Annotated in this window: 34 protein-coding genes; 29 read left to right on the forward strand and 5 right to left on the reverse strand. The window is 63.8% G+C overall.

All coding sequences use genetic code 11. The features are described from left to right. The first annotated feature begins 283 nt into the window (after positions 1-283). On the forward strand, positions 284-2,254 hold the full coding sequence (locus IFT55_RS13045; RefSeq protein WP_192092740.1) for a hypothetical protein: 1,971 nt from the start codon (positions 284-286) through the stop codon (positions 2,252-2,254). An 18-nt stretch (positions 2,255-2,272) separates the two neighbouring features. After that, a complete protein-coding gene (locus IFT55_RS13050; protein WP_192092742.1) occupies positions 2,273-2,668 on the forward strand; it encodes an SMI1/KNR4 family protein in 396 nt (131 codons plus the stop codon). 285 nt (positions 2,669-2,953) lie between these two features. On the opposite strand, the gene uxuA is transcribed toward IFT55_RS13050, so the two are convergent. The 3 genes from uxuA to IFT55_RS13065 all read right to left on the reverse strand — a co-directional run bounded on the left by uxuA (position 2,954) and on the right by IFT55_RS13065 (position 7,080). After that, positions 2,954-4,135: a mannonate dehydratase gene (gene uxuA / locus IFT55_RS13055; RefSeq protein ID WP_192092744.1), complete on the reverse strand. Its 1,182-nt coding sequence runs from the start codon at positions 4,133-4,135 to the stop codon at positions 2,954-2,956. Positions 4,136-4,419: 284 nt separating this feature from the next. Next, positions 4,420-6,735 (reverse strand): ATP-dependent Clp protease ATP-binding subunit ClpA, encoded by a 2,316-nt coding sequence (gene clpA, locus IFT55_RS13060; protein ID WP_192092746.1) that lies wholly within the window; start codon positions 6,733-6,735, stop codon positions 4,420-4,422. 147 nt (positions 6,736-6,882) lie between these two features. Continuing rightward, a complete protein-coding gene (locus IFT55_RS13065; RefSeq protein ID WP_192092748.1) occupies positions 6,883-7,080 on the reverse strand; it encodes a DUF1192 domain-containing protein in 198 nt (65 codons plus the stop codon). A gap of 63 nt (positions 7,081-7,143) precedes the next feature. Between IFT55_RS13065 and IFT55_RS13070 the strand changes: the two genes are divergently transcribed. The 4 genes from IFT55_RS13070 (at position 7,144) to IFT55_RS13085 (ending at position 10,600) form a co-directional block, all read left to right on the forward strand. After that, on the forward strand, positions 7,144-8,148 hold the full coding sequence (locus tag IFT55_RS13070; RefSeq protein ID WP_249403812.1) for an NAD(P)H-quinone oxidoreductase: 1,005 nt from the start codon (positions 7,144-7,146) through the stop codon (positions 8,146-8,148). A gap of 110 nt (positions 8,149-8,258) precedes the next feature. Further along, entirely contained in the window at positions 8,259-8,924 is a 666-nt protein-coding gene (locus IFT55_RS13075) for a DUF1013 domain-containing protein (RefSeq protein ID WP_192092887.1), read from the forward strand. A 118-nt stretch (positions 8,925-9,042) separates the two neighbouring features. After that, positions 9,043-9,921 carry a dienelactone hydrolase family protein gene (locus IFT55_RS13080; RefSeq protein ID WP_192092750.1) on the forward strand — a complete coding sequence of 293 codons (879 nt, stop codon included), beginning with the start codon at positions 9,043-9,045 and terminating at the stop codon, positions 9,919-9,921. 40 nt (positions 9,922-9,961) lie between these two features. Beyond that, complete coding sequence (locus tag IFT55_RS13085) at positions 9,962-10,600, forward strand: glutathione S-transferase family protein (protein ID WP_192092752.1); 639 nt, start codon at positions 9,962-9,964, stop codon at positions 10,598-10,600. 10 nt (positions 10,601-10,610) lie between these two features. Here the strand turns inward: IFT55_RS13085 and IFT55_RS13090 are convergent, their stop codons facing one another. Further along, a complete protein-coding gene (locus tag IFT55_RS13090) occupies positions 10,611-11,282 on the reverse strand; it encodes a peptidylprolyl isomerase (RefSeq protein ID WP_192092754.1) in 672 nt (223 codons plus the stop codon). A 119-nt stretch (positions 11,283-11,401) separates the two neighbouring features. Here IFT55_RS13090 and IFT55_RS13095 point away from each other — a divergent pair, with 119 nt between their 5' ends. Next, positions 11,402-11,830 carry an MAPEG family protein gene (locus IFT55_RS13095; protein WP_192092756.1) on the forward strand — a complete coding sequence of 143 codons (429 nt, stop codon included), beginning with the start codon at positions 11,402-11,404 and terminating at the stop codon, positions 11,828-11,830. 4 nt (positions 11,831-11,834) lie between these two features. Here IFT55_RS13095 and IFT55_RS13100 read toward each other — a convergent pair whose 3' ends face one another. Continuing rightward, a complete protein-coding gene (locus IFT55_RS13100) occupies positions 11,835-12,329 on the reverse strand; it encodes a hypothetical protein (protein ID WP_192092758.1) in 495 nt (164 codons plus the stop codon). A gap of 264 nt (positions 12,330-12,593) precedes the next feature. Here IFT55_RS13100 and rpsL point away from each other — a divergent pair, with 264 nt between their 5' ends. The 22 genes from rpsL (at position 12,594) to rplR (ending at position 25,852) form a co-directional block, all read left to right on the forward strand. After that, on the forward strand, positions 12,594-12,965 hold the full coding sequence (rpsL, locus tag IFT55_RS13105; protein ID WP_055757399.1) for a 30S ribosomal protein S12: 372 nt from the start codon (positions 12,594-12,596) through the stop codon (positions 12,963-12,965). Positions 12,966-13,054: 89 nt separating this feature from the next. Continuing rightward, positions 13,055-13,525 carry a 30S ribosomal protein S7 gene (rpsG, locus tag IFT55_RS13110; protein ID WP_192092762.1) on the forward strand — a complete coding sequence of 157 codons (471 nt, stop codon included), beginning with the start codon at positions 13,055-13,057 and terminating at the stop codon, positions 13,523-13,525. Between the two features lie 96 nt (positions 13,526-13,621). Next, positions 13,622-15,697 (forward strand): elongation factor G, encoded by a 2,076-nt coding sequence (gene fusA, locus IFT55_RS13115; protein ID WP_192092764.1) that lies wholly within the window; start codon positions 13,622-13,624, stop codon positions 15,695-15,697. A gap of 200 nt (positions 15,698-15,897) precedes the next feature. Then, positions 15,898-17,091 (forward strand): elongation factor Tu, encoded by a 1,194-nt coding sequence (gene tuf / locus IFT55_RS13120; protein WP_192092766.1) that lies wholly within the window; start codon positions 15,898-15,900, stop codon positions 17,089-17,091. Positions 17,092-17,247: 156 nt separating this feature from the next. Next, a complete protein-coding gene (gene rpsJ / locus IFT55_RS13125) occupies positions 17,248-17,556 on the forward strand; it encodes a 30S ribosomal protein S10 (protein WP_033921125.1) in 309 nt (102 codons plus the stop codon). Positions 17,557-17,882: 326 nt separating this feature from the next. Beyond that, positions 17,883-18,605, forward strand: a complete 723-nt coding sequence (rplC, locus tag IFT55_RS13130) for a 50S ribosomal protein L3 (protein ID WP_192092768.1) — start codon at positions 17,883-17,885, stop codon at positions 18,603-18,605. A gap of 2 nt (positions 18,606-18,607) precedes the next feature. Further along, positions 18,608-19,234 (forward strand): 50S ribosomal protein L4, encoded by a 627-nt coding sequence (gene rplD, locus IFT55_RS13135; protein ID WP_192092770.1) that lies wholly within the window; start codon positions 18,608-18,610, stop codon positions 19,232-19,234. Then, complete coding sequence (locus IFT55_RS13140) at positions 19,227-19,544, forward strand: 50S ribosomal protein L23 (RefSeq protein WP_192092772.1); 318 nt, start codon at positions 19,227-19,229, stop codon at positions 19,542-19,544. Before rplD ends, IFT55_RS13140 begins: the two co-directional genes overlap by 8 nt. 1 nt (position 19,545) lies before the next feature. Next, entirely contained in the window at positions 19,546-20,394 is an 849-nt protein-coding gene (gene rplB, locus IFT55_RS13145) for a 50S ribosomal protein L2 (protein WP_192092774.1), read from the forward strand. 3 nt (positions 20,395-20,397) lie between these two features. Next, positions 20,398-20,676: a 30S ribosomal protein S19 gene (rpsS, locus tag IFT55_RS13150; RefSeq protein ID WP_192092776.1), complete on the forward strand. Its 279-nt coding sequence runs from the start codon at positions 20,398-20,400 to the stop codon at positions 20,674-20,676. After that, positions 20,676-21,053: a 50S ribosomal protein L22 gene (gene rplV / locus IFT55_RS13155; RefSeq protein WP_066689625.1), complete on the forward strand. Its 378-nt coding sequence runs from the start codon at positions 20,676-20,678 to the stop codon at positions 21,051-21,053. Before rpsS ends, rplV begins: the two co-directional genes overlap by 1 nt. Further along, a complete protein-coding gene (rpsC, locus tag IFT55_RS13160) occupies positions 21,053-21,763 on the forward strand; it encodes a 30S ribosomal protein S3 (RefSeq protein WP_055756912.1) in 711 nt (236 codons plus the stop codon). The genes rplV and rpsC overlap by 1 nt, the downstream gene beginning before the upstream one ends. 12 nt (positions 21,764-21,775) lie before the next feature. Beyond that, a complete protein-coding gene (gene rplP, locus IFT55_RS13165; protein WP_192092778.1) occupies positions 21,776-22,207 on the forward strand; it encodes a 50S ribosomal protein L16 in 432 nt (143 codons plus the stop codon). Positions 22,208-22,209: 2 nt separating this feature from the next. Then, complete coding sequence (gene rpmC / locus IFT55_RS13170) at positions 22,210-22,413, forward strand: 50S ribosomal protein L29 (RefSeq protein WP_192092780.1); 204 nt, start codon at positions 22,210-22,212, stop codon at positions 22,411-22,413. 12 nt (positions 22,414-22,425) lie between these two features. Then, on the forward strand, positions 22,426-22,698 hold the full coding sequence (gene rpsQ, locus IFT55_RS13175; RefSeq protein WP_192092782.1) for a 30S ribosomal protein S17: 273 nt from the start codon (positions 22,426-22,428) through the stop codon (positions 22,696-22,698). A 224-nt stretch (positions 22,699-22,922) separates the two neighbouring features. Further along, positions 22,923-23,291: a 50S ribosomal protein L14 gene (rplN, locus tag IFT55_RS13180; protein WP_192092784.1), complete on the forward strand. Its 369-nt coding sequence runs from the start codon at positions 22,923-22,925 to the stop codon at positions 23,289-23,291. Then, the gene (gene rplX, locus IFT55_RS13185) at positions 23,291-23,605 is read left to right on the forward strand and encodes a 50S ribosomal protein L24 (protein ID WP_192092786.1); all 315 of its coding nucleotides are present in this window, start codon (positions 23,291-23,293) and stop codon (positions 23,603-23,605) included. The genes rplN and rplX overlap by 1 nt, the downstream gene beginning before the upstream one ends. Beyond that, positions 23,598-24,182 carry a 50S ribosomal protein L5 gene (rplE, locus tag IFT55_RS13190; protein ID WP_192092788.1) on the forward strand — a complete coding sequence of 195 codons (585 nt, stop codon included), beginning with the start codon at positions 23,598-23,600 and terminating at the stop codon, positions 24,180-24,182. The genes rplX and rplE overlap by 8 nt, the downstream gene beginning before the upstream one ends. Positions 24,183-24,249: 67 nt before the next feature. Further along, complete coding sequence (gene rpsN, locus IFT55_RS13195) at positions 24,250-24,555, forward strand: 30S ribosomal protein S14 (protein ID WP_192092797.1); 306 nt, start codon at positions 24,250-24,252, stop codon at positions 24,553-24,555. 12 nt (positions 24,556-24,567) lie between these two features. Beyond that, on the forward strand, positions 24,568-24,963 hold the full coding sequence (gene rpsH, locus IFT55_RS13200) for a 30S ribosomal protein S8 (RefSeq protein ID WP_033921102.1): 396 nt from the start codon (positions 24,568-24,570) through the stop codon (positions 24,961-24,963). Then, entirely contained in the window at positions 24,963-25,496 is a 534-nt protein-coding gene (gene rplF, locus IFT55_RS13205; protein ID WP_192092800.1) for a 50S ribosomal protein L6, read from the forward strand. The genes rpsH and rplF overlap by 1 nt, the downstream gene beginning before the upstream one ends. Next, positions 25,496-25,852 carry a 50S ribosomal protein L18 gene (rplR, locus tag IFT55_RS13210; protein WP_192092802.1) on the forward strand — a complete coding sequence of 119 codons (357 nt, stop codon included), beginning with the start codon at positions 25,496-25,498 and terminating at the stop codon, positions 25,850-25,852. Before rplF ends, rplR begins: the two co-directional genes overlap by 1 nt. Position 25,853: the final 1 nt, after the last annotated feature.

Below are 25,853 nucleotides of genomic sequence, written 5' to 3' on the forward strand. Positions count from 1 at the left end.
GACCTGGCCGGTCAGGTGATCCGCCGGGACGAAGCGGACGCGACGTACAGCACCGGCGACCCGCACGAAATCTGGTATCGCCACGGTGGCCGCGAGATGGGGCACATTGGCAATCAGGGCGTCGCGGCGGAAACGTATGGCGAGTCGATCGTGCGACGCGGTCTGCCGCCTTCCGAAAATGCGTTCCCGTCTCCGGGCGGTTCGCCGCGGGGGTCCGCGTTCGCGGAGACGATCGACCGGATCAACAGCTACGAGACGGGGGGGGTCGGCTCGCAGCTACACCGTGCAGGGCGGCGAGACGCTGGCGGGGATCGCGGCGCAGCTGTGGGGCGACGCGTCGCTGTGGTACAAGCTGGCGAGCGCCAACGGGCTGACCGCCGACAGCGCGATGACGACGGGGCAGGTGCTGGCCGTGCCGGCGGGCGTGGTGCGCTCGACCTACAACGCCGACAGCTATCGCCCGTACGACCCGGCGGACATGCTGGGCGATCTCAGTCCGGTGACCCCCACGCCCGCCGCCAAACGCGGCAACAAATGCGGCGCGTTCGGCAAGATCCTGCTGGTGGTCGTGGCGGTGGCGGTGACGATCGTAAGCTCGGGCACGGCGCTCGCGCTGAGCGGCGCGGTCGGCTCGGTCACGCAAGGTATCACCACGGTCCTGTCGCTAAGCGGCGCGGCCACGGTCGGAACGAGCACGCTGATCGCGGCAGGCGTGGCGGGCGCGATGGTCGGCAGCGCGGTCAGCCAAGGTGTCGGCATCGCGACGGGGATGCAGGACCGGTTCGACTGGACCGGGGTGGCGATGGCGGGTCTTGCCGCCGGGGTGTCCGGGGGACTTGCGGCCGCGGGGATCGGCAGCGGCGTCGCGGGGGCGGCGTTGCGCGGCGCATTGGGCAACACGATCACGCAGGGCGTCGCAATGGCGACGGGACTGCAGAAGCGGTTCGACTGGGTCGGGCTTGCGGTGGCGGGGGTCACTGCCACGGTCGGGCAGGCGGTAGCAGGCGACAGGCCGTCCTTCTGGCGTCAGACCGCGGCGGGCGCGGCGTCGGGCATCGCCGGTGCCGCGACGCGCAGCGTCCTGACGCGCACCAGCTTCGGCGACAATATTCTGGCGGTGCTGCCCGACGTGATCGGTTCGACCGTCGGGCGACTGGCGGCGCGGCAGATTGCCGGGGGCGGGCGCGTGTCTACGAGCGCTGGGAAGGCTGCAACGCTATCAGCCTCCAGTACGGAATCCGGTTCCGGTGCGCAGGATGCTCCCGGAAACCCGGTAAGTACGGCGCGCAATATCAACGCGGGAACAGCCATCGACGAACTATCGATCGCACGAGAAGCGGCGCCGATTTACGGACCCGCCGAGCCGGGTGTTTCCTATGCGGTTCAGACCGATGACGAACTCATTGTCACCGGTGATCTGAGCAAGCGCACAATCGCTATCGATTACAGCCTAATAAGCTGGCTGGCACCGTCTCCCAGCATGCTTTTCCCTTCCGGTAGCATCACACCATATAGTAACCCGCTTGGGCAGTATTTTACCCAGCTACCGAACGCGTGGCAGGGATTTCATTATGCCGGCCGGGATTATCGTTCGGCTGCCGAAGCGCAAGCCTTCGGCATGCCTGTGCTGGTCGACGCGTTAAGCCCGAGACGCGAGTACGAGGCCCGTCGCGATGCTGCATTCCTCGCGTCGATCGGGTCCGGACCTCTCGGCCTTGGTCCGATAGCGTATGTCTTGGGCAGTGGCCCCGAAAGGATAAACGCAAGCGGTAGCTTGGACGTTGCCCTAGGAGGGTTGATGCAAGGTGTTGCCTTGCGGCCTGTGGGACGAACGACACAACTTTCTACGTCCCGCCCTGAACTGGAGCCACTTTCAAGAAGTTCGGTCGGAACGGACGGTATCAGTTCCGCAAGCAGAACAACTACTGGTGTTCGTGCCGACCTTCCGGCAGGAAGCTTCTCTATCTCGGATTGGTCGGGCTATCCCGCAGGCGTGCCGAAACCGCAGGGACCCTTTAGGATCGTCGAGGGTACCGAATATGACTTGGCACGCGCTGCTGCGAATAAGGCGAATGGGGCCATCCGGAAGGAGCAAGGACTTGTTGGGCAACCCGTCGATGTGCATGATATCCAACCGGTTAAGTTCGGTGGTAGCCCTACGGATCCGGCCAATAAGGTCATCCTGCCACGGGGTTTTCATCGGCAGCAAGTGACACCTTGGTGGAATCGGCTGCAAAGTCAGTTAGGGTATTAGAGCGAGGAATGGGAATCGATGGTCTACCGATTATCAGACGGAGAACTCCTACCGCCAGCTAAGTCAGGCGTTATAGAGGAAGTCATATCTAATATAGGAGTGAATCTCCCGGGAGATTATTGGGAATTTATTAGAATTCATAACGGCGGAGAAGGTTTTATTGGAACTAATTATATAGTTTTCTGGAAAGCTGAAGAGCTTGTCGAATTTAATCATGAGTACGAGGTGATGAAATATGCACCGGGAATTCTTTTGTTTGGGTCGGATGGCGGAGGTGAAGGGTACGGTTTCGACCTGCAAGCGGTAGCAACGCCTATAATCCGCGTTCCGTTCATCGGAATGGATCGTCGTTACGCAATACCGATCGCGAATAGTTTCCCCGACCTATTTGCGAAATTGCGGGCCCCGGAATGAAGAATAGGAAAGATATTCGTCGAAAAGGTATGCGGTTAGCGGAAATTAAACCTTCCATTATTGGAGGGGATCCCGCGGACCTAGATAATAAAACGTGGGTAACAAAGGAAGAGCATTTTGAGTTGGTGCGTTATTGGAATGCAGTAATTTATAGAATGACTAATACATCTTGAATTATTTTTATTGCTTTGGTAAGTTTCGCAATTGTTTACATTTTACAAAGGCGAATGTAGTATATTGGATGCTCGTGCGACGTTTTGAATTCTGCAACTTACAGTCGACAACCTATCCCGCGAACTGCAGTCTGGCAATGCCGAGTTCCAGTCCGCGCAGTTCCGCGAGGCCGCGCAGGCGGCCGATCGCGGAGTAGCCGGGGTTGCCGGTCTTGCGCAGGTCGTCGAGGATCTGGTGCCCATGGTCCGGTCGCATCGGGATGGAGCGGCGCTCTCGCTTGGACAGGGTGTGGATTGCCGATATTACGGCGAACATGTCGACCGAGCCGGTGAGATGGTCGGATTCGTGGAAGACGCCGGGGGCATCGCTGGCGGTATTGCGCAGATGCAGGAAGCCGATCCGGTCGCCCAGCCGTTCGACCATGCCGGGCAGATCGTTGTCGGGCCGCACGCCCAGCGATCCGGTGCACAGGCACAGGCCGTTCGACCGGTTGGGCACGCGGGCGAACACGGCCGCCAGATGTGCTTCGGTGCTGACCACGCGAGGGAGGCCGAACAGTGGGAACGGCGGGTCGTCGGGGTGGACGACCAGACGGATGCCGACTTCGTCCGCGACCGGGCAGACGGCGTCGAGAAACGCGACGAGGTTCGCGGTCAACCTGTCCTCGTCGACATCGGCATAGGGTTCGAGCGCGCGGGCGAAATCGGCGGTGGTGAAGCTTTCCTCGCTGCCCGGCAGTCCGGCGATGATCGTGCGTTCGAGGACGTGCGCGGCGGTCGCGTCCATCGTGGCGAATTGCCGGGCGGCGCGGTCGAGCGTGTCGTCGTCGTAGCTGCGCGCCGCCCCCGGCCGTTGCAGGATATGGAGGTCATAGGCGGCAACAGCGGCCAGATCGAACCGTAACGCGCGCGCGCCGTCGGGCAGTTCCCACGCCAGATCGGTCCGGGTCCAGTCGAGAACCGGCATGAAATTATAGGTGACGACATCGATCCCGCAGGCCGCAAGGTTGCGCAGGCTGTCACGATACAGGTCGATGTAGCGTTCATGCCCCGGCGCGGCGGTCTTGATCGCTTCATGCACCGGCAGACTTTCGACGACCCGCCATTCGAGGCCCGCCCGTTCGATCATCTGCTTGCGTTCGCGGATCGCTTCAATGGTCCACAGCGCGCCGTTGGGGACGTCGTGCAGCGCGGTGACGACACCGGTACATCCCGCCTGACGGATATCGGACAGACTGACCGGATCCGCCGGGCCGAACCACCGCATCGTCTGCGTCATCATCGTCATGGGCATGTCGAACATCCTTCCGGCACCGCTATGTCGCGACGCGGCCCGAAAAGCAAAAGAGCGTAAGCGTCACGGAGTGCGCAGGACGATGGAACCGCATGAAAGTAATGCGGTATTCGAACGGCTTGCGGTAGGAGGGGGGCGCGGACGCCAGCCAATGCAAGGCCGGCGCCAACGTGCGACTTGCGGACGTGCCGCATGACCGCATCGTCGGCAACGCCGTGCCGCCGCACGGCATCAGCGGCAAAACCGAAACGCCGCCCCGGTCTCCCGAAGCGGCGTTCGCGGTCTTATACGTCGGCGGGGGCTTTCGCCTTGCCGCCCTTGCGGGGCTTTTTCGGCGCGGCGGGCACCATTTCGAATGCCAGTGCGCCGTCCTTCAGCTTCACGTTCACTTCGCCGCCATGGACCAGCTTGCCGAACAACAGTTCCTCGGCAAGCGGCTGCTTGATCTTGTCCTGGATCAGGCGGCTCATCGGACGCGCACCGTACAGCTTGTCATAGCCCTTTTCGGTCAGCCACGTCTTTGCCGGCTCGTCGAGCTGGATGTGGACGCCGCGATCCGCAAGTTGCAGTTCGAGCTGGAGGATGAACTTGTCGACCACGCGCGCGACGACTTCGGTCGGCAGATAGCCGAACGGCACGATCGCATCGAGACGGTTGCGGAATTCGGGGGTGAAGAGCTTCTTCACCGCTTCCTCCTGCACGTCCTCGCGATCGATCTGGCCGAAACCGATCGATTCCCGCGCCATGTCCGAAGCACCCGCATTGGTCGTCATGATCAGGATGACGTTGCGGAAATCGACGGTCTTGCCGTGGTGGTCGGTCAGCTTGCCGTTGTCCATCACCTGCAACAGGATGTTGAACAGGTCGGGATGCGCCTTCTCGATCTCGTCGAGCAACAGCACGCAATGCGGCTGCTGGTCGATCGCATCGGTCAGCAACCCACCCTGATCGTAGCCGACATAGCCCGGAGGGGCACCGATCAGCCGGCTGACCGAATGGCGCTCCATATATTCGGACATGTCGAAGCGCTGGAGCGGGATGCCCATGATCTCCGACAATTGCCGTGCGACCTCGGTCTTGCCAACACCGGTCGGACCGGTGAACAGATAATTGCCGATCGGCTTGTCGGGATCGCGCAGGCCGGCACGCGACAGCTTGATCGCCGACGACAGCGCCTTGATCGCATCGTCCTGTCCGAACACCACGCGCTTCAGATCAACTTCGAGGTTGGCCAGCACGCGCGTATCGTCGGTCGACACGGTCTTTGGCGGGATGCGTGCCATCGTCGCGATGACCTGTTCGATCTCCTTCGACGTGATCGTCTTTTTCCGTTTCTGGAGCGGCACGAGCATCTGCATCGCCCCGACCTCGTCGATCACGTCGATCGCCTTGTCCGGCAGCTTGCGGTCGTTGATGTATCGCGCGGACAATTCCACCGCCGACTTGATCGAATCGGGGGTGTATTTGACCTTGTGATGCTCTTCGAACGCGGTGCGAAGCCCGGTCAGGATCTTGATCGTGTCCTCGATCGTCGGTTCGTTGACGTCGATCTTCTGGAACCGGCGCAGCAGCGCACGATCCTTTTCGAAGTGGTTGCGGAATTCCTTGTATGTCGTCGATCCGATGCAGCGGATCTGCCCACCCGACAGCGCGGGCTTGAGCAGGTTCGATGCGTCCATCGCCCCGCCGCTGGTCGCGCCCGCGCCGATCACCGTATGGATCTCGTCGATGAACAGCACCGCGTGCGGCAGCTTTTCCAGTTCGGTCACGACCTGCTTCAGCCGTTCCTCGAAGTCGCCGCGATAGCGCGTGCCGGCGAGCAGCGCGCCCATGTCGAGCGAATAGATGACGGCGGGCAGCAGAACTTCGGGCACGTCACCCTCGACGATCTTGCGCGCCAGACCTTCCGCGATCGCGGTCTTGCCGACGCCGGGATCACCGACATAGAGCGGGTTGTTCTTCGAGCGGCGGCACAGGATCTGCACCGTGCGATCGACCTCCGCCGAACGTCCGATCAGCGGATCGACCTTGCCGATCTTCGCCTTCTCGTTCAGATCGACGCAGAACTGCTTGAGCGCGCTTTCGCCCTTGCCCTTGTCGGCCGTTTTCGGGGTTTCCTTTTCCTCTGCACCCTTGGGGGCGGGAGCCTCCGTGGTGCCCGATCCCTTGCCGACGCCGTGGCTGATGAAGCTGACGGCATCGAGGCGGCTCATGTCTTGCTGTTGCAGGAAATAGACGGCATAGGTCTCGCGCTCGCTGAACATCGCGACGAGGACGTTGGCCCCGGTCACTTCGTCACGGCCCGAAGACTGGACGTGCAGGATCGCGCGCTGCACCACGCGCTGGAAGCTGCTGGTCGGCGACGGATCGGTCGCCGCGTCGACCTTCAGCGTATCGAGTTCGGTGTCGAGATAGTGCGACACGGTCGCCTTCAACTCGGACAGTTCGACGCCGCAGCCGGTCATGACCTTGGCGGCGTCCTTGTCGTCGGTCAGCGCGAACAACAGGTGTTCGAGCGTCGCATATTCGTGACGGCGCGAGGATGCGGCCTCGAGCGCCTTGTGCAGGGTGGATTCCAGTGCGGAAGCGAAGGATGGCATTCAGGTCACTCCGGTCGGCCGGCGAAACCGCGCCGGCCCTGCGTCCCGGTTTCCCGGGTCTTGCCCCATGTCGGTATGCTCGGCCCCGGCATCAAGCGGTGCGGCGTGCCGGGGGCGGGGTCGCCCCGCCACGGTCGCCCCGTCCGGTCACGACCGGAATAGCGCGTCAGCGCTTACCCGGTGGTGAACGGCGCGGTCGATCCGCGCCCGGCATCGTACGATTTCCGCTTCGAGCGCGGCGATCCGTGCGGCCAGTTCCTCGACCGAAAACGGGTCGAGATCCTCCGCGATCAGGCGGGCCAGCGTATCGCCGCGGCCATGGCTGGAAATTTCATCGATATCCATTGCACTGCAACGTTGACCCTGTCGCCGGTGATGTCAATAACGCCGCCCGACAGGGGGACGACGATGGCGACACGGGCGGTAATGCGAGCGATCGATCCGGCGGGGCCGGGCGGGCCGGAGGTGCTGACGATCGTCGAGCGCCCGGTGCCGGTGCCCGCACCGAATGAAGTGCTGATCCGCGTCGCCGCCGCCGGGGTGAACCGTCCCGACGTGTTGCAGCGCACGGGCGGCTATCCCCCGCCGCCGGGCGCACCGTCGATTCCGGGGCTGGAAGTATCGGGCCATGTCGTCGCGGCGGGTGCGGACGTCGACGACGTCATTCTGGGCCAGCCGGTCTGTGCGCTGCTCGCCGGTGGTGGCTATGCCGAATATGTGGCGGTTGCGGCGGGACAGTGCCTGCCGATCCCCGACGGGCTGTCGATGGTCGATGCCGCCGCGTTGCCCGAAACGCTGTTCACCGTGTGGACCAACCTGTTCGAGCGCGCCTATGCGTCCGAAGGCGACACGGTGCTGGTCCATGGCGGCACCAGCGGCATCGGGACGATGGCGATCCTGCTGGGTAAGCTGTTCGGGCTGACCATCATCGTCACCGTCGGGTCGGCGGCCAAGGTGCAGGCGGCGCTCGACCTCGGCGCGGCACATGCGATCAATTATCGCGAAGAGGATTTCGTCGAACGGGTCCGTACGCTGACCGACGGCAAGGGCGTTCAGGTCGTGATCGACATGGTCGGCGGCGACTATGTCCCGCGCAACCTGCAATGCCTTGCCGAGGACGGGCGTCACGTATCGATCGCGGTACAGGGCGGGGCGAGCGCGACCGTGCCGTTGTTCGACATCATGCGCCGCCGGTTGACGCTGACGGGATCGACGCTGCGTCCGCGCGATGCGGCGTTCAAGGAAATGGTCGCCGACGAATTGTCGCGAACCGTATGGCCGCATGTCGCCGCCGGCCGGCTGCGCGCGGTGATCGACCGGACGTTTCTGCTGGAGGAAGCCGCCGCCGCGCACGCGCGGATGGAGGCGGGGGACCATGTCGGAAAGATCGTGCTGGTCGTCCAGCCGGACTGATCGCGCGGGCGCTTGCCCTTTCGGCGGTACGGTACTAGATCGACGGCAACGTGGCCGCCCGGTTTGGGCGGCCCTTTCTATTTCGGAGACCCGTCGTGGCCCAGCCGCTGATGCCGCACGCGACCGCTTCCTGGCTGGTCGATAATACTGCATTGTCCTTTCCGCAGATCGCCGATTTCTGCGGCCTGCACGTCCTTGAGATCCAGGCGATCGCGGACGATACCGCGTCGTCGAAGCTGACCGGGCGCGATCCCGTGCGGGCGCACGAACTGACGATGGAAGAAATCGAGAAGGGGCAGAAGAACCCCGACTATCGCCTCGTCATGATGAAGGGGCCGGATCAGGTCCGCCGGACCAAGGGACCGCGGTATACGCCGGTCAGCAAGCGGCAGGACAAGCCCGACGGCATCGCGTGGATCATCCGCAATCACCCGGAGATCACCGACGGCGCGATCGGCAAGCTGATCGGCACCACCCGCACGACCATCGCCGCGATCCGCGACCGTACCCACTGGAACATCGGCAACATCACGCCGAAGGACCCGGTGACCCTTGGCCTGTGTTCGCAGCGCGAGCTGGACGCGCTGGTCGGCAAGGCGGCGAAGGCGGCGGGGATCGAAGCCCCGACCGACACCCGTCTGGAAGGCGATCGGGAAGCGCTGATCGAACAGCTGCGCAACGAACGCACCCAGGCCGCGCGCGACGCCGAGATGGCGGCCAATGGCGAGTTGCCCGAGCCGACCGCATCGAGCTTCTTCGACCCGTTCAAGCGCTGACACCTGCCTGACGCCGCCTTTGTCCTTGCCGGCAGGATCGGGCAGGCCGGGGCGGCGGCACCGACTTTCCCCGGTCATTGAAACAGATTACGCTTCCGTCCGTAAACGGGAGAGTAGCATGACCGACCTGCACAGCCGCGCCATCGCGCTGTACGATGCCTTCACCCACGACCATCGCGACCGCCGTCGCTTCATGGGCGAGATGGTGGCGCTGGCCGGATCGGTCGCCGCTGCCGAAGCGATCGTTGCCGGCATTGCCGCTTCCCCGGCGGCGGCACAGCAGGTGCCGGTCGACGATGCCCGGCTCAACGTCGGTCGCGCCAGCGGCGAAGAAGCGGGGAAGCCCGCCACCGCCTATTTCGCCGCGCCGAAACAGGCGAAGGGCAAGCTGCCGACCGTTCTCGTCATCCATGAAAATCGCGGACTGAACGCGCATATCGAGGATGTTGCCCGACGTATCGCGCTTGCCGGGTTCCGTGTGATCGCCCCGGACTTCCTTGCGCCGCAGGGCGGGACGCCTGCCGACGAGGACAAGGCGCGCGAGATGATCGGGACGATCGACTACGACCTCGCACTCGCACAGGCACGGTCGTTCCTCGCCAAGGCGCGCGCCGATTCCAGTGGCAATGGCCGCACCGGGGCGGTCGGGTTCTGCTGGGGCGGCGCGTTCGTCAACCGGCTGGCGGTGGCCGAGCCGGCGTTGAATGCAGGCGTTTCGTATTACGGCCCCGCACCCGCTCCCACGGAAGCTGGCAAGGTCCGTGCCGCGTTGCTGCTGCAACTCGCTGGCAAGGACGCGCGGGTCAACACGACGGCGCTGCCGTGGGGCGAGGCGCTGACGAAGGCGGGCAAGACCGCGACCACCCATGTCTATCCGGGGGTCGACCATGCGTTCAACAACGATACCTCGGCACAGCGCTACGACGCGGCAGCGGCGGCAAAGGCGTGGCAGCGGACCATCGATTTCCTGCATCTGCATCTTGACGCGCGGCGATAATCGTTCGAGCTTTGTTCCATAACAGACGGGGATCCGGACGATGGCTGACGTGATATTATACACCAACCCGATGTCGCGCGGACGAATCGCGCGTTGGATGCTGGAGGAGGTCGGCGTCGCGTACGGCGTCGAGATGCTGGCCTTCGGCGGAACGATGAAGGACGCCGGGTATCTCGGTGTGAACCCGATGGGGAAGGTGCCGTCGATCGTCCATGACGGCCGGATCGTCACCGAATGCGCTGCGATCTGCGCCTATATGGCCGACGCCTTCCCGTCCGCCGGACTGGCCCCGACCGATGCGGAGCGGGCCGATTACTATCGCTGGATGTTCTTCGCGGCGGGGCCACTGGAACAGGCGCTGGTCAACCGGTCGCTGGGCGTCGTACCGACCGCGCAACAGGAAATGATGGTCGGGTACGGCAACTACGATCATGTCGTCGCGACGCTGGAACGGGCGGTTGCGGCGCACCCCTATATAACCGGGGATCGCTTCACCGCCGCCGACGTCTATGTCGGATCGCACGTGATGTGGGGGCTGCAGTTCGCATCGTTGCCGAAGCTGGATGCCTTCGTCGCCTATGTCGACCGGCTGGCCGACCGCCCGGCGCATGTCCGCGCCAGCACGCTGGACGACGCGGCGATGGCGGAGATGAAGGCGGAAGCGGAGGCCGCCGCCTGAAAGGCCAGACCTATCGGCGCGGAATGTTGATGAGCCACGTCTTCGTCCGTCCGGTCGGACGGGGCGTTCCGTCGAGCCGGCGGGCGCGGACGATGCGGACGGGGTCGAGGATCATCTGCCCCTTCATCGCGTCCATCCCGCCGCCGGTCGCCCGGGCGAGAATGCGCTTTACCGTGTCCCGGCCACCGACGATCCGGCCGAACGCGGCATAACCGTCGAAACTGCCCTTCGCGTCCATGCTGGGCATTGCGCCCAGCAGCAGGACGAAATTGCCCCCCGCCGAATTGGGTTCGGGGCGGCGCGCCATCGATATCGCGCCGTCGACATGCTTCACGCCGGTCCGGTCGGTCCGTTCATGGGGAAAGGGGGGCAGGATACGCCGCGCATCGGTGCGGATGCCACCCTGAACGAAGCCCAGCGCAGGGTCGCTCTTGCGCCGCGCCGCGCGGTAAAAGACCGTGCCGTCGAACCGGCCATCGTCGACATAGGCGAGGAAGTTGCGCGTGGTTGCCGGGGTGCGCTTCGCATCAAGCGCGACGACGATCGGCCCGGCCGAGGTATCGAAGCGGACGCGGATATAGCCGGGCGTCGGCCGCGTCGCCGACTGCGCGGTCGCGAGCGGGGTGGGCAGGGCGACAGCGGAGAGGACGGCAAGGAGAGCGGGCAGCAGGGCGATACGCATGCGGATGCCTCTATCGCGCCATCGCAAAGGCGTCGACCGGTTGTCGGCGGCGTTCTGCCATCTGTCGTCGGCGGCAGGAGCATGGTAACGGGGGCAGTACGCAATTGGGGGCGGCGGCGATGATGATCCGAGCGATGCTCTGGCCGACGTTCGCGCTGGTCGTGCTGATCCTGTTCGTCGGGCTTGCTCTCCTGATCCAGCGGGTTGCGCAACTCCGCCGCCAACCGCCGACCCGCGCGGACTTCGCCACCCTTGCCGCGAGTCGTGCCTATTTCCAGTCAGCGGAACGTCCGGCCGCGAATCTCGCCAACCTGTTCGAATTACCGGTTCTGTACTTTGCGTTGGTCCCGCTGCTCCTGCTGACCGGACAGGTCGGCGTAGCGCAGGTCGTGCTGGCGTGGACCTATGTCGCGCTGCGTGCGGCGCACAGTATCGCGCATCTGACCGGACGGCTTCGCCTGCGCCTTATCGTGTTCGTCGCCTCGTTCGCCGTGCTGTCGGCGATGTGGCTGACATTCGCGATCGATATCGGCTTTTCGGCGCGCTGATCGTTCAGGCGGGGCGGAGCGGGCCGGCAGGTGCCCGGGCGAACGGCGCGGTGCCCGGCTCGCGCAGCCGTCCGGCCAGACGGAGCGCCGCCAGCATCAATGCCGCTACCCCGATCGGCGGGATGGTGATGCTGGCCAGCAGCGCCATGACCGCCAGTCGTCCGATCCGCGCGGCGACCGCGATTGGCAGCAACGCCCACAACAGGGTCGCCGGTTCGGGGAGCAGCAGCGCGGCGCTTACCATCGCCAGCGCGACTCCGCTGGCCGACGGGCGCGGCATGGGCGACCGTGCGAACGACTGCAGGAGCGGGACGAGAATCAGTCCGCCGGCAACGACCGCGATCAGCGTCGTGACCGTCGCCCCGACGCCCGCCTGTTGCGCGAGCGTCCATAAGCCGGGCGCGGCGATCCGGTTCGCGCCGATCGCCGTGCCGATGCCCCAGAACAACAGGGCCGTTGCCAGCGGAACGGCGATGGAAGGACGATGATAGCGGGCCATGGAACGGGCATAGCGCGAACAGGGTTAATAAGCCGTTGCCAGCCGGTTGAGGCCCGTGGCCATTGACCGTCACGGTGCGATCGGGTAGGGGCCGCGCGTCCCGCTGGGTCGGTTTCGTTTCCGCGCCGCCAGCCTGCATGTGGGTCAAGAGCTGAACGTTGCTGGAGACATCGGCCCCGGGGGCACATGCCCGCGTGGCCTTTGCGCATTTCTGATAAAGAACGGCTCCGGCAAAGTAACCGCAACAGTAAGGTGAAGGGCTTCATGCCAACGATCAACCAGCTGGTCCGCAAGGGCCGCGAACCGCAGAAGGCCAAGTCGAAGGTCCCTGCGATGGACCAGAACCCGCAGAAGCGCGGTGTCTGCACCCGCGTCTACACGACGACTCCGAAGAAGCCGAACTCGGCATTGCGCAAGGTGGCCAAGGTTCGCCTGACCAACCAGCGCGAAGTCATCAGCTACATCCCCGGCGAAGGCCACAACCTCCAGGAGCACTCGGTGGTGCTGATCCGTGGTGGTCGTGTCCGCGATCTTCCCGGCGTTCGCTACCACGTCCTGCGCGGCGTGCTCGATACGCAGGGTGTCAAGGATCGTCGCCAGTCGCGTTCGAAGTACGGCGCCAAGCGTCCGAAGTGATTTTGCGCCGCACATGCGGCGTGAAATCCACCTACCCCAGTAAGCCCCCGACGGGTTCGGGAACCGGCTGAAGAACGAAGGAATATCTGATGGCTCGTCGTCGTCGTCCCGAAAAGCGGGAAATCCTGCCTGATCCCGTATACGGGGATGAGGTTCTGACCAAGTTCATGAATTCGGTGATGCTGGACGGCAAGAAGTCCGTCGCCGAAGGTATCGTGTACACGGCATTCGAAACCGTCGAATCGCGTGCGAAGCGCGATCCGCTGGGCGTGTTCCACGATGCGCTGAACAACGTGAAGCCGAACATCGAGGTGCGTTCGCGTCGCGTCGGTGGTGCCACCTATCAGGTGCCGGTCGAAGTCCGTTTCGAACGCGCGCAGGCGCTGGCGATCCGCTGGCTCATCACGTCGGCTCGCAACCGTTCGGAAAACACCATGTCGGCACGCCTCTCGGGCGAGTTGATGGATGCCGCCAACAACCGCGGCAACGCGGTCAAGAAGCGCGAAGACACGCACCGCATGGCGGAAGCGAACCGCGCCTTCTCGCACTACCGCTGGTAACGAGGCGCATAGCGGTCTTCCGCTGGCACCAACCCTGACCTATATGACGGGGAGCCGGGCCGACCGGCTCCCCGCATCGCTTGAGGAAGATCGATCATGGCCCGCAGCCATCCGCTCGAAAAGTATCGCAACATCGGCATCATGGCCCACATCGATGCCGGCAAGACGACCACGACCGAGCGCATTCTTTATTATACCGGCAAGTCCTACAAGATCGGCGAAGTGCACGAAGGCACCGCCACGATGGACTGGATGGAGCAGGAGCAGGAGCGCGGCATCACGATCACGTCGGCCGCGACGACCTGTTTCTGGAACGACCACCGCATCAACATCATCGATACCCCCGGCCACGTCGACTTCACGATCGAAGTCGAGCGTTCGCTGCGCGTGCTCGATGGTGCGATCACCTGCTTCGACGGCGTTGCCGGCGTGGAACCGCAGTCGGAAACCGTGTGGCGTCAGGCCGACAAGTACAATGTCCCGCGCATGTGCTTCGTCAACAAGCTGGACCGCACCGGTGCCAACTTCGAACGCTGCGTCGAGATGATCAAGGACCGTCTGGGCGCACGTCCGGCCGTTCTGTATCTGCCGATCGGCATCGAGGGCGGCTTCAAAGGTCTGGTCGACCTGGTCGAGAACCGCGCGATCATCTGGCTCGAAGAGTCGCTGGGCGCGAAGTTCGAATATCAGGACATTCCGGCCGACCTCGTCGATTCCGCAGCCGCTGCCCGCAGCGAGCTGATCGAAATGGCGGTCGAGCAGGACGACGACGTCATGGAAGCGTATCTGGAGGGCAACGAGCCTGACACCGCGACCCTGAAGCGTCTGATCCGCAAGGGTACGCTGACGTCGGCATTCGTGCCGGTGCTGTGCGGTTCGGCGTTCAAGAACAAGGGCGTTCAGCCGCTGCTCGACGCGGTGATCGACTATCTGCCGTCGCCGCTCGACGTGCCCGCGATCAACGGCCTGAAGCTCGACGGCGAGACCGAAGATGCCCGCGCCGCAAGCGACGAGGCACCGTTCAGCGCGCTGGCGTTCAAGATCATGAACGATCCCTTCGTCGGCACGCTGACCTTTGCCCGCATCTATTCGGGCAAGCTGGAAACCGCATCTTCTGTCCTGAACTCGGTGAAGGACAAGAAGGAAAAGGTCGGCCGTATGCTGCTGATGCATGCGAACGACCGCGAGGACATCCAGGTGGCCTATGCCGGCGACATCGTCGCGCTGGCGGGCCTGAAGGACACGACCACCGGTGACACGCTGTGCGCGCAGAACGCACCGATCATTCTCGAGCGCATGGAGTTCCCGGACCCCGTCATCGAAGTGTCGGTCGAGCCGCGTACCAAGGCCGATCAGGAAAAGATGGGCGTCGCGCTCAACCGTCTTGCGCGCGAAGATCCGTCGTTCCGCGTTTCTACCGATCACGAGTCGGGCCAGACCATCCTGAAGGGGATGGGCGAGCTTCACCTCGAGATCATGGTCGATCGCATGAAGCGCGAGTTCAAGGTCGATGCGAACGTCGGTGCGCCGCAGGTGGCGTATCGCGAATATCTCGCCAAGCCGGTCGAGCTGACCTACACCCACAAGAAGCAGTCGGGTGGTTCGGGCCAGTTCGGCGAAGTGAAGGTGAAGGTCATTCCGGGCGAGCGCGGCACGGGCTACCAGTTCTTCGACGAGATCAAGGGCGGCAACATTCCGCGCGAATACATCCCGTCGGTCGAGAAAGGCATGCGCGAGACAGCACTGACCGGTTCGCTGATCGGCTTCCCGATCATCGACTTCGAAGTGCACCTGATCGACGGTAAGTACCACGACGTCGACTCCTCGGCACTGGCGTTCGAAATCTGTGCGCGCGGCGCGATGCGCGAAGCGGCACAGAAGGCGGGCATCAAGCTGCTGGAGCCGATCATGAAGGTCGAGGTCGTGACCCCGGAAGAGTATCTGGGCGACGTCATCGGCGACATGAACAGCCGTCGTGGCCAGATCCAGGGCACCGACAGCCGCGGCAACGCGCAGACGGTCGACGCGATGGTCCCGTTGGCCAACATGTTCGGCTATGTGAACCAGCTGCGCTCGTTCACGCAGGGCCGCGCGCAGTACAGCATGCAGTTCTCGCACTATGACGAAGTGCCGCAGAATGTGGCGGACGAGGTGAAGGCGAAGATGGCCTGATGCGGACGGAGCCGGGACATCCCGGCTCCGCCGAGCAGATGGTTTGCCGGTCGGGCCGGGCACCCGATCCGATCGGTCATGGCGGCAACGCTCCGCCATCGGCTTCTCCACAGGGGCTGGCATTACCCGGAAACACCCGCTAAAGGCGCGCCTTCGCGTTGCCCTGATGCGGCACCGAAATCGAATCAGAAGGTAGGAAAATGGCTAAGGCAAAATTCGAGCGGAACAAGCCGCATCTGAACATCGGCACGATCGGTCACGTCGATCACGGCAAGACCTCGCTGACCGCAGCGATCACCAAGGTGCTGGCCGAAACGTCGGGCGGCGTCGCCGTCGACTTCGCCAACATCGACAAGGCTCCGGAAGAGCGCGAGCGTGGCATCACGATCTCGACCGCGCACGTCGAGTATGAGACGGCTGCCCGTCACTACGCACACGTCGATTGCCCGGGCCACGCCGATTATGTGAAGAACATGATCACCGGCGCCGCGCAGATGGACGGCGCGATCCTCGTCGTGTCGGCTACCGACGGCCCGATGCCGCAGACCAAGGAGCACATCCTGCTCGCCAAGCAGGTCGGCGTTCCCACGATGGTCGTGTTCCTGAACAAGGTCGATCTGGTCGACGACGAGGAAATCCTCGAACTCGTCGAGATGGAAATCCGCGAAGAGCTTTCGAAGCGCGAATTCGACGGCGACAACATTCCGATCATCCGTGGTTCGGCGACCTGCGCTCTGTCGGGTTCGAACGACACGTTCGGCAAGGAAGCGATCCTCGCACTGATGGCAGCGGTCGACGAGTCGATCCCGCAGCCGGAGCGTCCGCTGGACAAGCCATTCATGATGCCGATCGAAGACGTGTTCTCGATCTCGGGTCGTGGTACGGTCGTCACCGGCCGCGTCGAAACCGGCATCGTGAAGGTCGGCGAGGAAGTCGAGATCGTCGGCATTCACGAATCGGTTCGCAAGACCGTCGTGACCGGCGTCGAAATGTTCCGCAAGCTGCTCGATCAGGGCCAGGCCGGCGACAACATCGGCGCGCTGATCCGCGGCGTGGCCCGTGACGAAGTCGAGCGTGGCCAGGTTCTGGCCAAGCCGGGTTCGATCACGCCGCACACCGATTTCCAGTCGTCGGTGTACGTGCTGTCGAAGGACGAGGGTGGCCGTCACACGCCGTTCTTCGCCAACTATCGTCCGCAGTTCTACTTCCGCACGACCGACGTGACCGGCACGATCGAGCTGCCCGAGGGCACCGAAATGGTCATGCCGGGCGACGAAGTCGCGCTGGGCGTGAAGCTGATCGCACCGATCGCCATGGACGTCGGCCAGCGTTTCACCATTCGTGAAGGCGGTCGTACCGTCGGCGCAGGGGTTGTCAGCGGCATCGACAAGTAATATAGCGACTCGAACAGCGGCCGGCCCCGGGGCAACCGGGGCCGGCCGTTTGCTATTTAATGAGGGCAGTTCGCGTTTGCGCAGGACCGCTCGCACCAGACTTTGGCAGTAATCAAGAGCCGTCCCAACGGCCCGCTCTTTCGCATCGGTAGGACCATGGACAACAATATCCGTATTCGCCTGAAGGCGTTCGACCATCGCGTGCTCGACCAGGCGGCCGGCGATATCGCCGACACCGCGCGTCGCACCGGCGCGCTGATCCGTGGACCGATCCCGCTGCCCACGCACATCGACAAGTTCACCGTCAACCGCGGCCCGCACATCGACAAGAAGTCGCGCGAGCAGTTCGAGACCCGCACCTACAAGCGTCTGCTCGACATCGTGCAGCCGACGCCGCAGACGGTCGACGCGCTGATGAAGCTCGACCTTGCGGCAGGGGTGGACGTAGAGATCAAGCTGGCGTAAAGGCCTGCTTCCGCGGTGCGAGGAGATTCTCTTCGCGCCGCGCTTTCGCTTCCCGGATTCGTTGTTTGACACGCATCCGGTAGAAGCCGGGAAAGCACCACAGGGATACCGAATGGCACCGTCGACCCTTCCGGGTCACATGCCATTGTCCGCGTCCCCGCTATTGCGATCGCCGACCGGAAACGGGAAGCGGTCACAATGTCTGGCCCTGGCGGGGGCGTGCAGTTCGCAGGGGCTGGGGCTTCGGAGGCGGGTGACCGCGCACCGGAGCCTTTTTCGTTAGGCAAGCTCGTCGTCAAGACGAGCCTCTGTTGGAGGAGTGGGTCATGCGCACTGGCGTGATCGCGAAGAAAATGGGAATGACCCGGCTGTTCAACGACGATGGGCGCCATGTGCCCGTCACCGTGTTGCAGCTGGAAGACGTGCAGGTCGTTGCGCGCCGTGAACTGGATCGTGACGGTTACGTCGCGGTGCAGCTGGGTGCCGGCACCGCCAAGGCGAAGAACGTCGCCAAGCCGCAGCGTGGGCATTTCGGCAAGGCCGAAGTCGCTCCGAAGGCGCGCCTGGTCGAGTTCCGCGTGGCGGACGATGCGCTGCTCGACGTCGGTTCGACGATCGGTGCGGACCATTATGTCGCCGGGCAGCTGGTCGATGTATCGGGCAAGACGCAGGGCAAGGGTTTTGCCGGCGCGATGAAGCGGTGGAACTTCGGCGGCCTGCGCGCGACGCACGGTGTCTCGGTTTCGCACCGTTCGCACGGTTCGACCGGTCAGCGTCAGGATCCGGGCAAGGTCTTCAAGAACAAGAAGATGGCCGGCCACATGGGCGACCGTAACCGCACGCAGCAGAATCTCGAAGTGGTGTCGACCGACGTCGAACGCGGCCTGATCTTCATCAAGGGATCGGTCCCCGGCCACAAGGGTGCATGGCTGACGGTCAAGGACGCGGTGAAGGTCGCGCGCCATGCCGACGCGCCGTACCCGGCCGGTCTGAAGACCGCGAACAGCAACGAGACGCCCGCTGCGGCGACCGAAGGCCAGGAGGGCTGAACGTGAAGGTCAAGGTACAGACCCTCGACGCCGTCGAAAGCGGTGATATCGAGCTCAACGACGAGGTGTTCGGCATCGAACCCCGTGCGGACATCCTGCACCGGGTCGTGACGTGGCAGCTCGAAAAGCGTCGCGGCACCGCCCGTGGCACCCGCGAGCGCGCCGACGTGGCACGCACCGGCAAGAAGCTGGGTCGCCAGAAGGGCGGCGGCGTCGCCCGTCACGGCGATCGTCGCGCACCGATCTTCGTCGGCGGCGGCAAGGCGCATGGCGCCCGCGTCCGTGACTTCAATCCCGGCCTGAACAAGAAGGTTCGCGCACTGGGGCTGAAGATGGCGCTGTCGTCGCACGCCAAGGCCGGCTCGCTGGTCATCATCGACGATCTGTCGGTCGCCGACGGCAAGACCCAGGTCCTGCTCGGCAGCCTGGCGAAGCTGGGCTTCGGCAAGAAGTCGCTGGTGATCGATGGCGACGTCGTCGAAACCACGTTCGCACTGGCCGCCCGCAACCTCCGTCAGGTCAATGTCCTGCCGGCAGTGGGCGCCAATGTGTACGACATCCTGAAGCATGACACGCTGGTGCTCACCCGCGCCGCGATCGAGAAGCTGGAGGCACGCTTCCATGGCTAAGCAGCAGCAGACGGCGGTCGATATCCGCCATTACGACGTGGTGCTCAGCCCCCACATCACCGAAAAGGCGACGATGCTTTCCGAGCATAACGCCGTGGTCTTCAAGGTCGCCAACAAGGCGACCAAGCCGGAGATCAAGGCGGCGGTGGAAGCGCTGTTCAACGTCACGGTGACGGGCGTGAACACGATCGTGACCAAGGGCAAGACCAAGAAGTGGAAGGGCGCGCCCTACACCCGGTCCGACTTTAAGAAAGCGATCGTGACGCTGGCCGACGGCCAGTCGATCGACATTACCGAGGGGGCCAAGTAACATGGCACTCAAGCATTATAACCCGACCACGCCGTCGCAGCGCGGGCTGGTGCTCATCGACCGTTCGGCCCTGTACAAGGGTCGTCCGGTCAAGGCGCTGACCGAAGGCAAGACCAAGTCGGGCGGCCGCAACAACAAGGGCCATGTGACGTCGCGCGGCATCGCGGGCGGTCACAAGCAGCGCTATCGCATCATCGACTTCAAGCGTCGGTTGTGGGATGTCGAAGGCACGGTCGAACGGATCGAATATGATCCCAACCGCACCGCGTTCATCGCGCTCGTCAACTATGGCGAGACCGACGGCAAGGCGAACGTCGCGTACATCATCGCGCCGCAGCGTCTGAACGTCGGCGACAAGGTGATCGCCGCGAAGAAGACCGACGTGAAGCCGGGCAACGCGATGGAACTGGGCCAGGTGCCGGTCGGCACGATCGTCCACAACATCGAGATGAAGCCGGGCAAGGGCGGTCAGATCGCACGTTCGGCCGGCACCTATGTGCAGGTCGTGGGTCGCGACAAGGGCATGGTCATCGTCCGCCTCAATTCGGGCGAGCAGCGCTACATCCACGCCGCCTGCATGGCGACCGTGGGTGCGGTGTCGAACCCGGACAACCAGAACCAGAATCTGGGCAAGGCCGGCCGTAACCGCTGGCTGGGCAAGCGTCCGCTGACGCGCGGCGTCGCCAAGAACCCGGTCGACCATCCGCACGGCGGTGGTGAAGGCCGCACCTCGGGCGGCCGTCATCCGGTCACGCCGTGGGGCAAGCCGACCAAGGGCGCCCGCACGCGGCACAACAAGGCGACGGACAAGATGATTATCCGTAGCCGTCACGCGAAGAAGAAGGGCTAAGCGATGGCTCGTTCCGTATGGAAGGGTCCGTTCGTGGACCTCAATCTGATCAAGAAGGCCGAAGCGGCGCAGGACGCGGGAACGCGTTCCGGCCCGATCAAGACCTGGTCGCGTCGTTCGACGATCCTGCCGCAGTTCGTGGGCCTGACGTTCAACGTCTATAACGGCCGCAAATTCGTGCCGGTTTCGGTCAACGAGGAAATGGTGGGCATGAAGCTCGGCGAGTTCGCGCCGACCCGCTTCTTCCCCGGCCACGCCGCCGACAAGAAGGGCAAGCGCTGATGAGCAAGCAGGCAGCACCCCGCCGCGTCGGTGACAAGGAAGCTCTGGCGGTCGCGACGCAGGTTCGCGGTTCGGCCCAGAAGCTGAACCTCGTCGCCGCGCTCATCCGTAACCGCAAGGCCGGTGACGCGATGAACATCCTCGCTTTCTCGAAGAAGGCGATGGCGGTCGATGTCCGCAAGTGCCTCGCTTCGGCGATCGCGAATGCGGAAAACAACCACAACCTCGACGTCGACGCTCTCGTCGTCAAGGAAGCGTCGGTCGGCAAGTCGATCACGATGAAGCGGTTCGCCACGCGCGGTCGCGGCAAATCGACGCGTATCCTGAAGCCGTTCAGCCGCGTGCGCATCGTCGTGTCCGAGGTGGAGGAAGCGTAATGGGTCATAAATCCAATCCCATCGGTCTGCGTCTGCAGATCAACCGCACCTGGGACAGCCGTTGGTATGCCGAAGGCGCCGACTATGGCCGTCTGCTGCTGGAGGATCTTCGGATCCGCCAGTTCATCATGAAGACGCTGCCGCAGGCCGCGATCTCCAAGGTGGTGATCGAGCGTCCGGCCAAGCTGTGCCGCATCTCGATCTTCGCGGCGCGTCCGGGTGTGATCATCGGCAAGAAGGGTACCGACATCGAAAAGCTTCGCAAGAAGCTGGGTTCGATGACGTCGTCCGACGTGTCGCTGAACATCGTCGAGATCCGCAAGCCGGAAATCGACGCCAAGCTCGTCGCACAGGGCATCGCCGATCAGCTGGAGCGCCGTATCGCGTTCCGTCGCGCGATGAAGCGTGCGGTGCAGTCCGCGATGCGTCTGGGTGCCGACGGCATCCGTGTCGCATGCGGCGGTCGTCTTGGCGGTGCCGAGATCGCCCGGTCGGAAGGCTATCGCGAGGGCCGCGTGCCGCTGCATACGCTGCGCGCCAACCTAGACTATGCCGAAGCCGAAGCGCACACCGCGTACGGCGTCTGCGGCGTCAAGGTCTGGATCTTCAAGGGTGAGATCCTCGGCCATGACCCGATGGCGCAGGACCGGCTGATGATGGAGGCCCAGACCTCCGGCGTGCGCCCCGCGCGCGACGATCACCGCCGCTAAGGATGATTTGAGATGCTGCAACCAAAGCGCACCAAGTTCCGCAAGGCCTTCAAGGGCCGCATCCATGGCGATGCCAAGGGTGGCACCAGCCTCAACTTCGGGTCGTATGGCCTGAAGGCGATGGAGCCGGAGCGGATTACCGCCCGCCAGATCGAAGCGGCTCGCCGTGCGATCACGCGTCACATCAAGCGCCAGGGTCGCTTGTGGATTCGGATTTTCCCGGATCTGCCGGTGTCGTCGAAGCCTGCCGAAGTCCGCATGGGCTCGGGCAAGGGTTCGCCCGAATTCTGGGTCGCCCGCGTCAAGCCGGGCCGCATTCTGTTCGAGCTGGACGGCGTGCCCGGTCCGATCGCGGCGGAAGCATTCGAGCGTGCGGCGATGAAGCTGCCGATTGCGGTCAAGGTCGTCGCCCGTTTGGGTGACACCTCGCACCTGGAGGGTTGAACATGACGAACGCAACCGATCTTCGCGCGAAGAGCGACGACCAGCTGGTCGAGGAACTGACCAGCCTGAAGCGTGAGGCATTCAACCTCCGTTTCCAGGCGGCGACCAGCCAGCTGGAAAAGCCGACGCGCGTGAAGGAAGTCCGTCGCGACATCGCGCGGATCAAGACGCTGCAAGGCGAGCGCAACCGCTCGTCGGAAAAGTAAGGGACGAATACCATGCCGAAGCGCGTGCTGACCGGGATGATCGTCTCGGACAAGACCGACAAGACGGTGGTCGTGAAGGTAGAGCGGAAGGTCAAGCATCCGCTCTACGGCAAGATCATCCGCCGCTCGAAGAAGTACCATGCCCATGACGAGGGCAACGAGTATCGCGAAGGCGAGACCGTGCGTATCGAAGAGACCGCGCCGATCTCGAAGCTGAAGACCTGGAAGGTCGTCGAGCGGGTCAACACCCACGCGACCCCGGCCGAGGTTTCGGCGGAGGCGTAAGCCCCTTCTGCGGCCCCTGCATCTTCCGTTCGGCGGGGGCGGGGGCCGCAACGAATTTCCGGTGCATAGCCGGATTGTGGGAACGGATGCGGAGAGGCCTTGCCTTTCCGCCACGGGGTGGCTATTGGGCCGCTCCCCCCGGTGCGGATCGTTCCGCTGCCGGGGGTTCATTTTTCAAGGCGGGGTCCGGTCGGAATCGGCCCCATGGGTAAGGAATCGCATCCATGATCCAGATGCAATCCAATCTCGACGTCGCTGACAACAGCGGCGCGAAGCGGGTGCAGTGCATCAAGGTGCTTGGCGGGTCCAAGCGCCGTGTGGCGGGCGTCGGTGACGTCATCGTCGTCAGCATCAAGGAAGCCGCGCCGCGCGGCCGCGTGAAGAAGGGCGACGTGCATCGTGCCGTCATCGTTCGGACTGCCAAGGACATCCGTCGCGCCGACGGTTCGGTGATCCGTTTCGACGGGAACGCCGCGGTGCTGGTCAACAAGAACGAGGAGCCGATCGGCACCCGTATCTTTGGCCCGGTGGTCCGCGAGTTGCGCTCGAAGGGCTTCATGAAGATCATCAGCCTTGCGCCGGAGGTGCTGTAATGGCGTCCGCAAAGATCAAGAAGGGTGACCAGGTCATCGTCCTGTCCGGTAAGGACAAGGGCAAGACCGGCCAGGTCGTCCAGTCGCTGCCGAAGGCCGACAAGGTCGTCGTGTCCGGCGTGAACATCGCCATTCGCCACAAGAAGCCGACGCAGGATGCGCCCGAGGGCGGTCTCGTCCGTTCGGAAGCGCCGATGCATGTCAGCAAGGTCGCGCATGTCGTGGACGGCAAGCCGACCCGCGTGCGCTTCGAAGTGCGCGACGGCAAGAAGGTCCGGGTCGCCGTAAAGGGCGGGGAGGTCATAAATGGCTGATAAGTACACGCCGCGGATGAAGGCGATCTATGACGATCGCATCATTGCCGCGATGACCGAGAAGTTCGGTTACAAGAACGCGATGGAAGTGCCGCGTCTCGACAAGATCGTCCTGAACATGGGCGTCGGCGAGGCTACGCAGGACAAGAAGAAGGTCGAGCAGGCCAGTTCCGAAATGGAGCTGATCGCGGGCCAGAAGCCTGTCGTTACCAAGGCGAAGAAGTCGATCGCACAGTTCAAGCTGCGTGAAGGCATGGCGATCGGCTGCAAGGTCACGCTGCGTCGCGAACGCATGTACGAATTCCTCGACCGCTTCATCACGATCGCGCTTCCGCGCGTTCGCGATTTTCGCGGCCTGAACCCGAAGTCGTTCGACGGTCGCGGCAACTATGCCTGCGGCATCAAGGAACAGATCGTGTTCCCCGAAATCAACTATGACCGCATCGACACGGTGCGCGGCATGGATGTGATCGTGACCACCACCGCCAAGACCGACGACGAGGCTCGCGAGCTTCTGCGTCTGTTCGGCTTCCCTTTCCCGCAGGAAGCGGAAACGGAAGAGAAGAAGGCGGCCTGACCCCGGTTCGCCCCGTCCGGTTCGGACGGGGCGACCGTTCGCTTTTGCTAAGAGAGAGCTTAAGTCCATGGCGAAACTGAGTTCCGTGAATAAGAACGAGCGCCGGCGCGCACTCGTCAAGAAATTCGCGCCCAAATATGCGAAGCTGAAGGCGATCGCAGCCGACCAGTCGCTCGACGAAACCGAGCGCCTGATCGCGCGGCTGAAGATGGCCGAGATTCCCCGCAACGGGAATCCGACCCGCATCCGCAACCGTTGCGAGCTGACGGGTCGTCCCCGCGGCTATTATCGCAAGTTCCGTCTCGCCCGCGTCATGCTGCGTGAATTGGCCAACAAGGGCATGATTCCCGGCGTCACGAAGTCGAGCTGGTAAGGAACATACAGCATGGCATTGACCGATCCCCTGGGTGACATGCTCACCCGCATCCGCAACGGCCAGCGCGCGCGCAAGGACTCCGTCCTGACGCCGGCGTCCAAGCTGCGGGCACGCGTTCTCGACGTGCTCCAGCGCGAAGGCTATATCCGTGGCTATAGCGAAGAGCAGATGGGCCCCGCGGCCGGCATCCGCATCGAGCTGAAGTATTTCGAAGGGCAGCCGGCGATCAAGCACGTCGCGCGCGTTTCGAAGCCCGGTCGCCGCGTCTATTCGGGTTCGCAGGAACTTCCGAAGGTGCGCAACGGCCTCGGCATCACCATCGTCTCGACGCCGCGTGGCGTTCTGTCCGACGCCGAAGCGCGCGAACAGAATGTCGGTGGCGAAGTCCTCGCGGAGGTCTTCTGATGAGCCGCATCGGCAAGAAGGCAGTCCCGGTTCCGGCCGGCGTGACTGCGAACATCGCCGGCCGTGAGCTGAGCGTGAAGGGTCCCAAGGGCACCCTGACGCTGCCGCTTGCGGACGACATCGCCTATGAGGTCGAAGGGGACACCATTTCGGTGAAGCCCGCCAACGACACCAAGCGCGCTCGCGCATTCTGGGGCATGCAGCGTACGCTGGTCCAGAATCTGGTGACTGGCGTGACCGCCGGCTTCACCAAGAAGCTGTTGATCACCGGCGTCGGCTATCGTGCCGCCGCGCAGGGTCGCAATCTGAAGCTGCAGCTTGGCTACAGCCACGACGTCAACATCGACGTGCCGGAAGGCATCGACGTGAAGACGCCTGATCAGACGACGATCGAGATCAGCGGGATCGACAAGCAGAAGGTCGGTCAGCTCGCAGCCGAAATCCGCCGCTGGCGCAAGCCCGAGCCGTACAAGGGCAAGGGCATCAAGTACGACGGCGAGTTCATCTTCCGCAAGGAAGGGAAGAAGAAGTAATGACCAAGGGTCTCTCCCTCTTCGCGAAGCGCCGTCGGCGCAATCGCACCGCACTGAAGGCTCGGTCGGGCAACCGTCCGCGGCTTTCGATCCATCGTTCGGGCAAGCACATCTATGCCCAGGTCATCGACGACGCGCAGGGCCACACGGTCGCTGCGGCATCGACCCTGGAAAAGGACGTGCGTGGCGCGTCGGGCGCGAATATCGATGCCGCCAAGCTGGTCGGCACCCGCGTTGCGGAAGCGGCGAAGGCCGCCGGCGTGACGCAGGTCGTGTTCGATCGTGGCGGCTTCCTGTTCCACGGCCGCGTCAAGGCATTGGCCGAGGCCGCCCGCGAAGCCGGATTGGAGTTCTAAG

The organism is Sphingomonas sp. CFBP 13720 (assembly GCF_014842075.1).
GTDB lineage: Bacteria > Pseudomonadota > Alphaproteobacteria > Sphingomonadales > Sphingomonadaceae > Sphingomonas.

Coding starts and splice junctions, on each gene's coding strand:
- rpsG (WP_192092762.1), top strand. CDS start 13,055: ATGGCTCGTCGTCGTCGTCCCGAAAAGCGGGAAATCCTGCCTGATCCC.
- IFT55_RS13070 (WP_249403812.1), top strand. CDS start 7,144: ATGGCGACACGGGCGGTAATGCGAGCGATCGATCCGGCGGGGCCGGGC.
- rpsL (WP_055757399.1), top strand. CDS start 12,594: ATGCCAACGATCAACCAGCTGGTCCGCAAGGGCCGCGAACCGCAGAAG.
- IFT55_RS13100 (WP_192092758.1), bottom strand. CDS start 12,329: ATGGCCCGCTATCATCGTCCTTCCATCGCCGTTCCGCTGGCAACGGCC.
- clpA (WP_192092746.1), bottom strand. CDS start 6,735: ATGCCATCCTTCGCTTCCGCACTGGAATCCACCCTGCACAAGGCGCTC.
- rplN (WP_192092784.1), top strand. CDS start 22,923: ATGATCCAGATGCAATCCAATCTCGACGTCGCTGACAACAGCGGCGCG.
- rplX (WP_192092786.1), top strand. CDS start 23,291: ATGGCGTCCGCAAAGATCAAGAAGGGTGACCAGGTCATCGTCCTGTCC.
- rplV (WP_066689625.1), top strand. CDS start 20,676: ATGAGCAAGCAGGCAGCACCCCGCCGCGTCGGTGACAAGGAAGCTCTG.
- IFT55_RS13090 (WP_192092754.1), bottom strand. CDS start 11,282: ATGCGTATCGCCCTGCTGCCCGCTCTCCTTGCCGTCCTCTCCGCTGTC.
- rplP (WP_192092778.1), top strand. CDS start 21,776: ATGCTGCAACCAAAGCGCACCAAGTTCCGCAAGGCCTTCAAGGGCCGC.
- rplR (WP_192092802.1), top strand. CDS start 25,496: ATGACCAAGGGTCTCTCCCTCTTCGCGAAGCGCCGTCGGCGCAATCGC.
- rpsJ (WP_033921125.1), top strand. CDS start 17,248: ATGGACAACAATATCCGTATTCGCCTGAAGGCGTTCGACCATCGCGTG.
- rplF (WP_192092800.1), top strand. CDS start 24,963: ATGAGCCGCATCGGCAAGAAGGCAGTCCCGGTTCCGGCCGGCGTGACT.
- IFT55_RS13140 (WP_192092772.1), top strand. CDS start 19,227: ATGGCTAAGCAGCAGCAGACGGCGGTCGATATCCGCCATTACGACGTG.
- rpmC (WP_192092780.1), top strand. CDS start 22,210: ATGACGAACGCAACCGATCTTCGCGCGAAGAGCGACGACCAGCTGGTC.
- rpsN (WP_192092797.1), top strand. CDS start 24,250: ATGGCGAAACTGAGTTCCGTGAATAAGAACGAGCGCCGGCGCGCACTC.
- rpsQ (WP_192092782.1), top strand. CDS start 22,426: ATGCCGAAGCGCGTGCTGACCGGGATGATCGTCTCGGACAAGACCGAC.
- tuf (WP_192092766.1), top strand. CDS start 15,898: ATGGCTAAGGCAAAATTCGAGCGGAACAAGCCGCATCTGAACATCGGC.
- IFT55_RS13085 (WP_192092752.1), top strand. CDS start 9,962: ATGGCTGACGTGATATTATACACCAACCCGATGTCGCGCGGACGAATC.
- IFT55_RS13065 (WP_192092748.1), bottom strand. CDS start 7,080: ATGGATATCGATGAAATTTCCAGCCATGGCCGCGGCGATACGCTGGCC.
- uxuA (WP_192092744.1), bottom strand. CDS start 4,135: ATGCCCATGACGATGATGACGCAGACGATGCGGTGGTTCGGCCCGGCG.
- IFT55_RS13075 (WP_192092887.1), top strand. CDS start 8,259: ATGCCGCACGCGACCGCTTCCTGGCTGGTCGATAATACTGCATTGTCC.
- IFT55_RS13095 (WP_192092756.1), top strand. CDS start 11,402: ATGATGATCCGAGCGATGCTCTGGCCGACGTTCGCGCTGGTCGTGCTG.
- fusA (WP_192092764.1), top strand. CDS start 13,622: ATGGCCCGCAGCCATCCGCTCGAAAAGTATCGCAACATCGGCATCATG.
- rplB (WP_192092774.1), top strand. CDS start 19,546: ATGGCACTCAAGCATTATAACCCGACCACGCCGTCGCAGCGCGGGCTG.
- rpsS (WP_192092776.1), top strand. CDS start 20,398: ATGGCTCGTTCCGTATGGAAGGGTCCGTTCGTGGACCTCAATCTGATC.
- rpsH (WP_033921102.1), top strand. CDS start 24,568: ATGGCATTGACCGATCCCCTGGGTGACATGCTCACCCGCATCCGCAAC.
- IFT55_RS13080 (WP_192092750.1), top strand. CDS start 9,043: ATGACCGACCTGCACAGCCGCGCCATCGCGCTGTACGATGCCTTCACC.
- IFT55_RS13050 (WP_192092742.1), top strand. CDS start 2,273: ATGGTCTACCGATTATCAGACGGAGAACTCCTACCGCCAGCTAAGTCA.
- rplC (WP_192092768.1), top strand. CDS start 17,883: ATGCGCACTGGCGTGATCGCGAAGAAAATGGGAATGACCCGGCTGTTC.
- rpsC (WP_055756912.1), top strand. CDS start 21,053: ATGGGTCATAAATCCAATCCCATCGGTCTGCGTCTGCAGATCAACCGC.
- rplE (WP_192092788.1), top strand. CDS start 23,598: ATGGCTGATAAGTACACGCCGCGGATGAAGGCGATCTATGACGATCGC.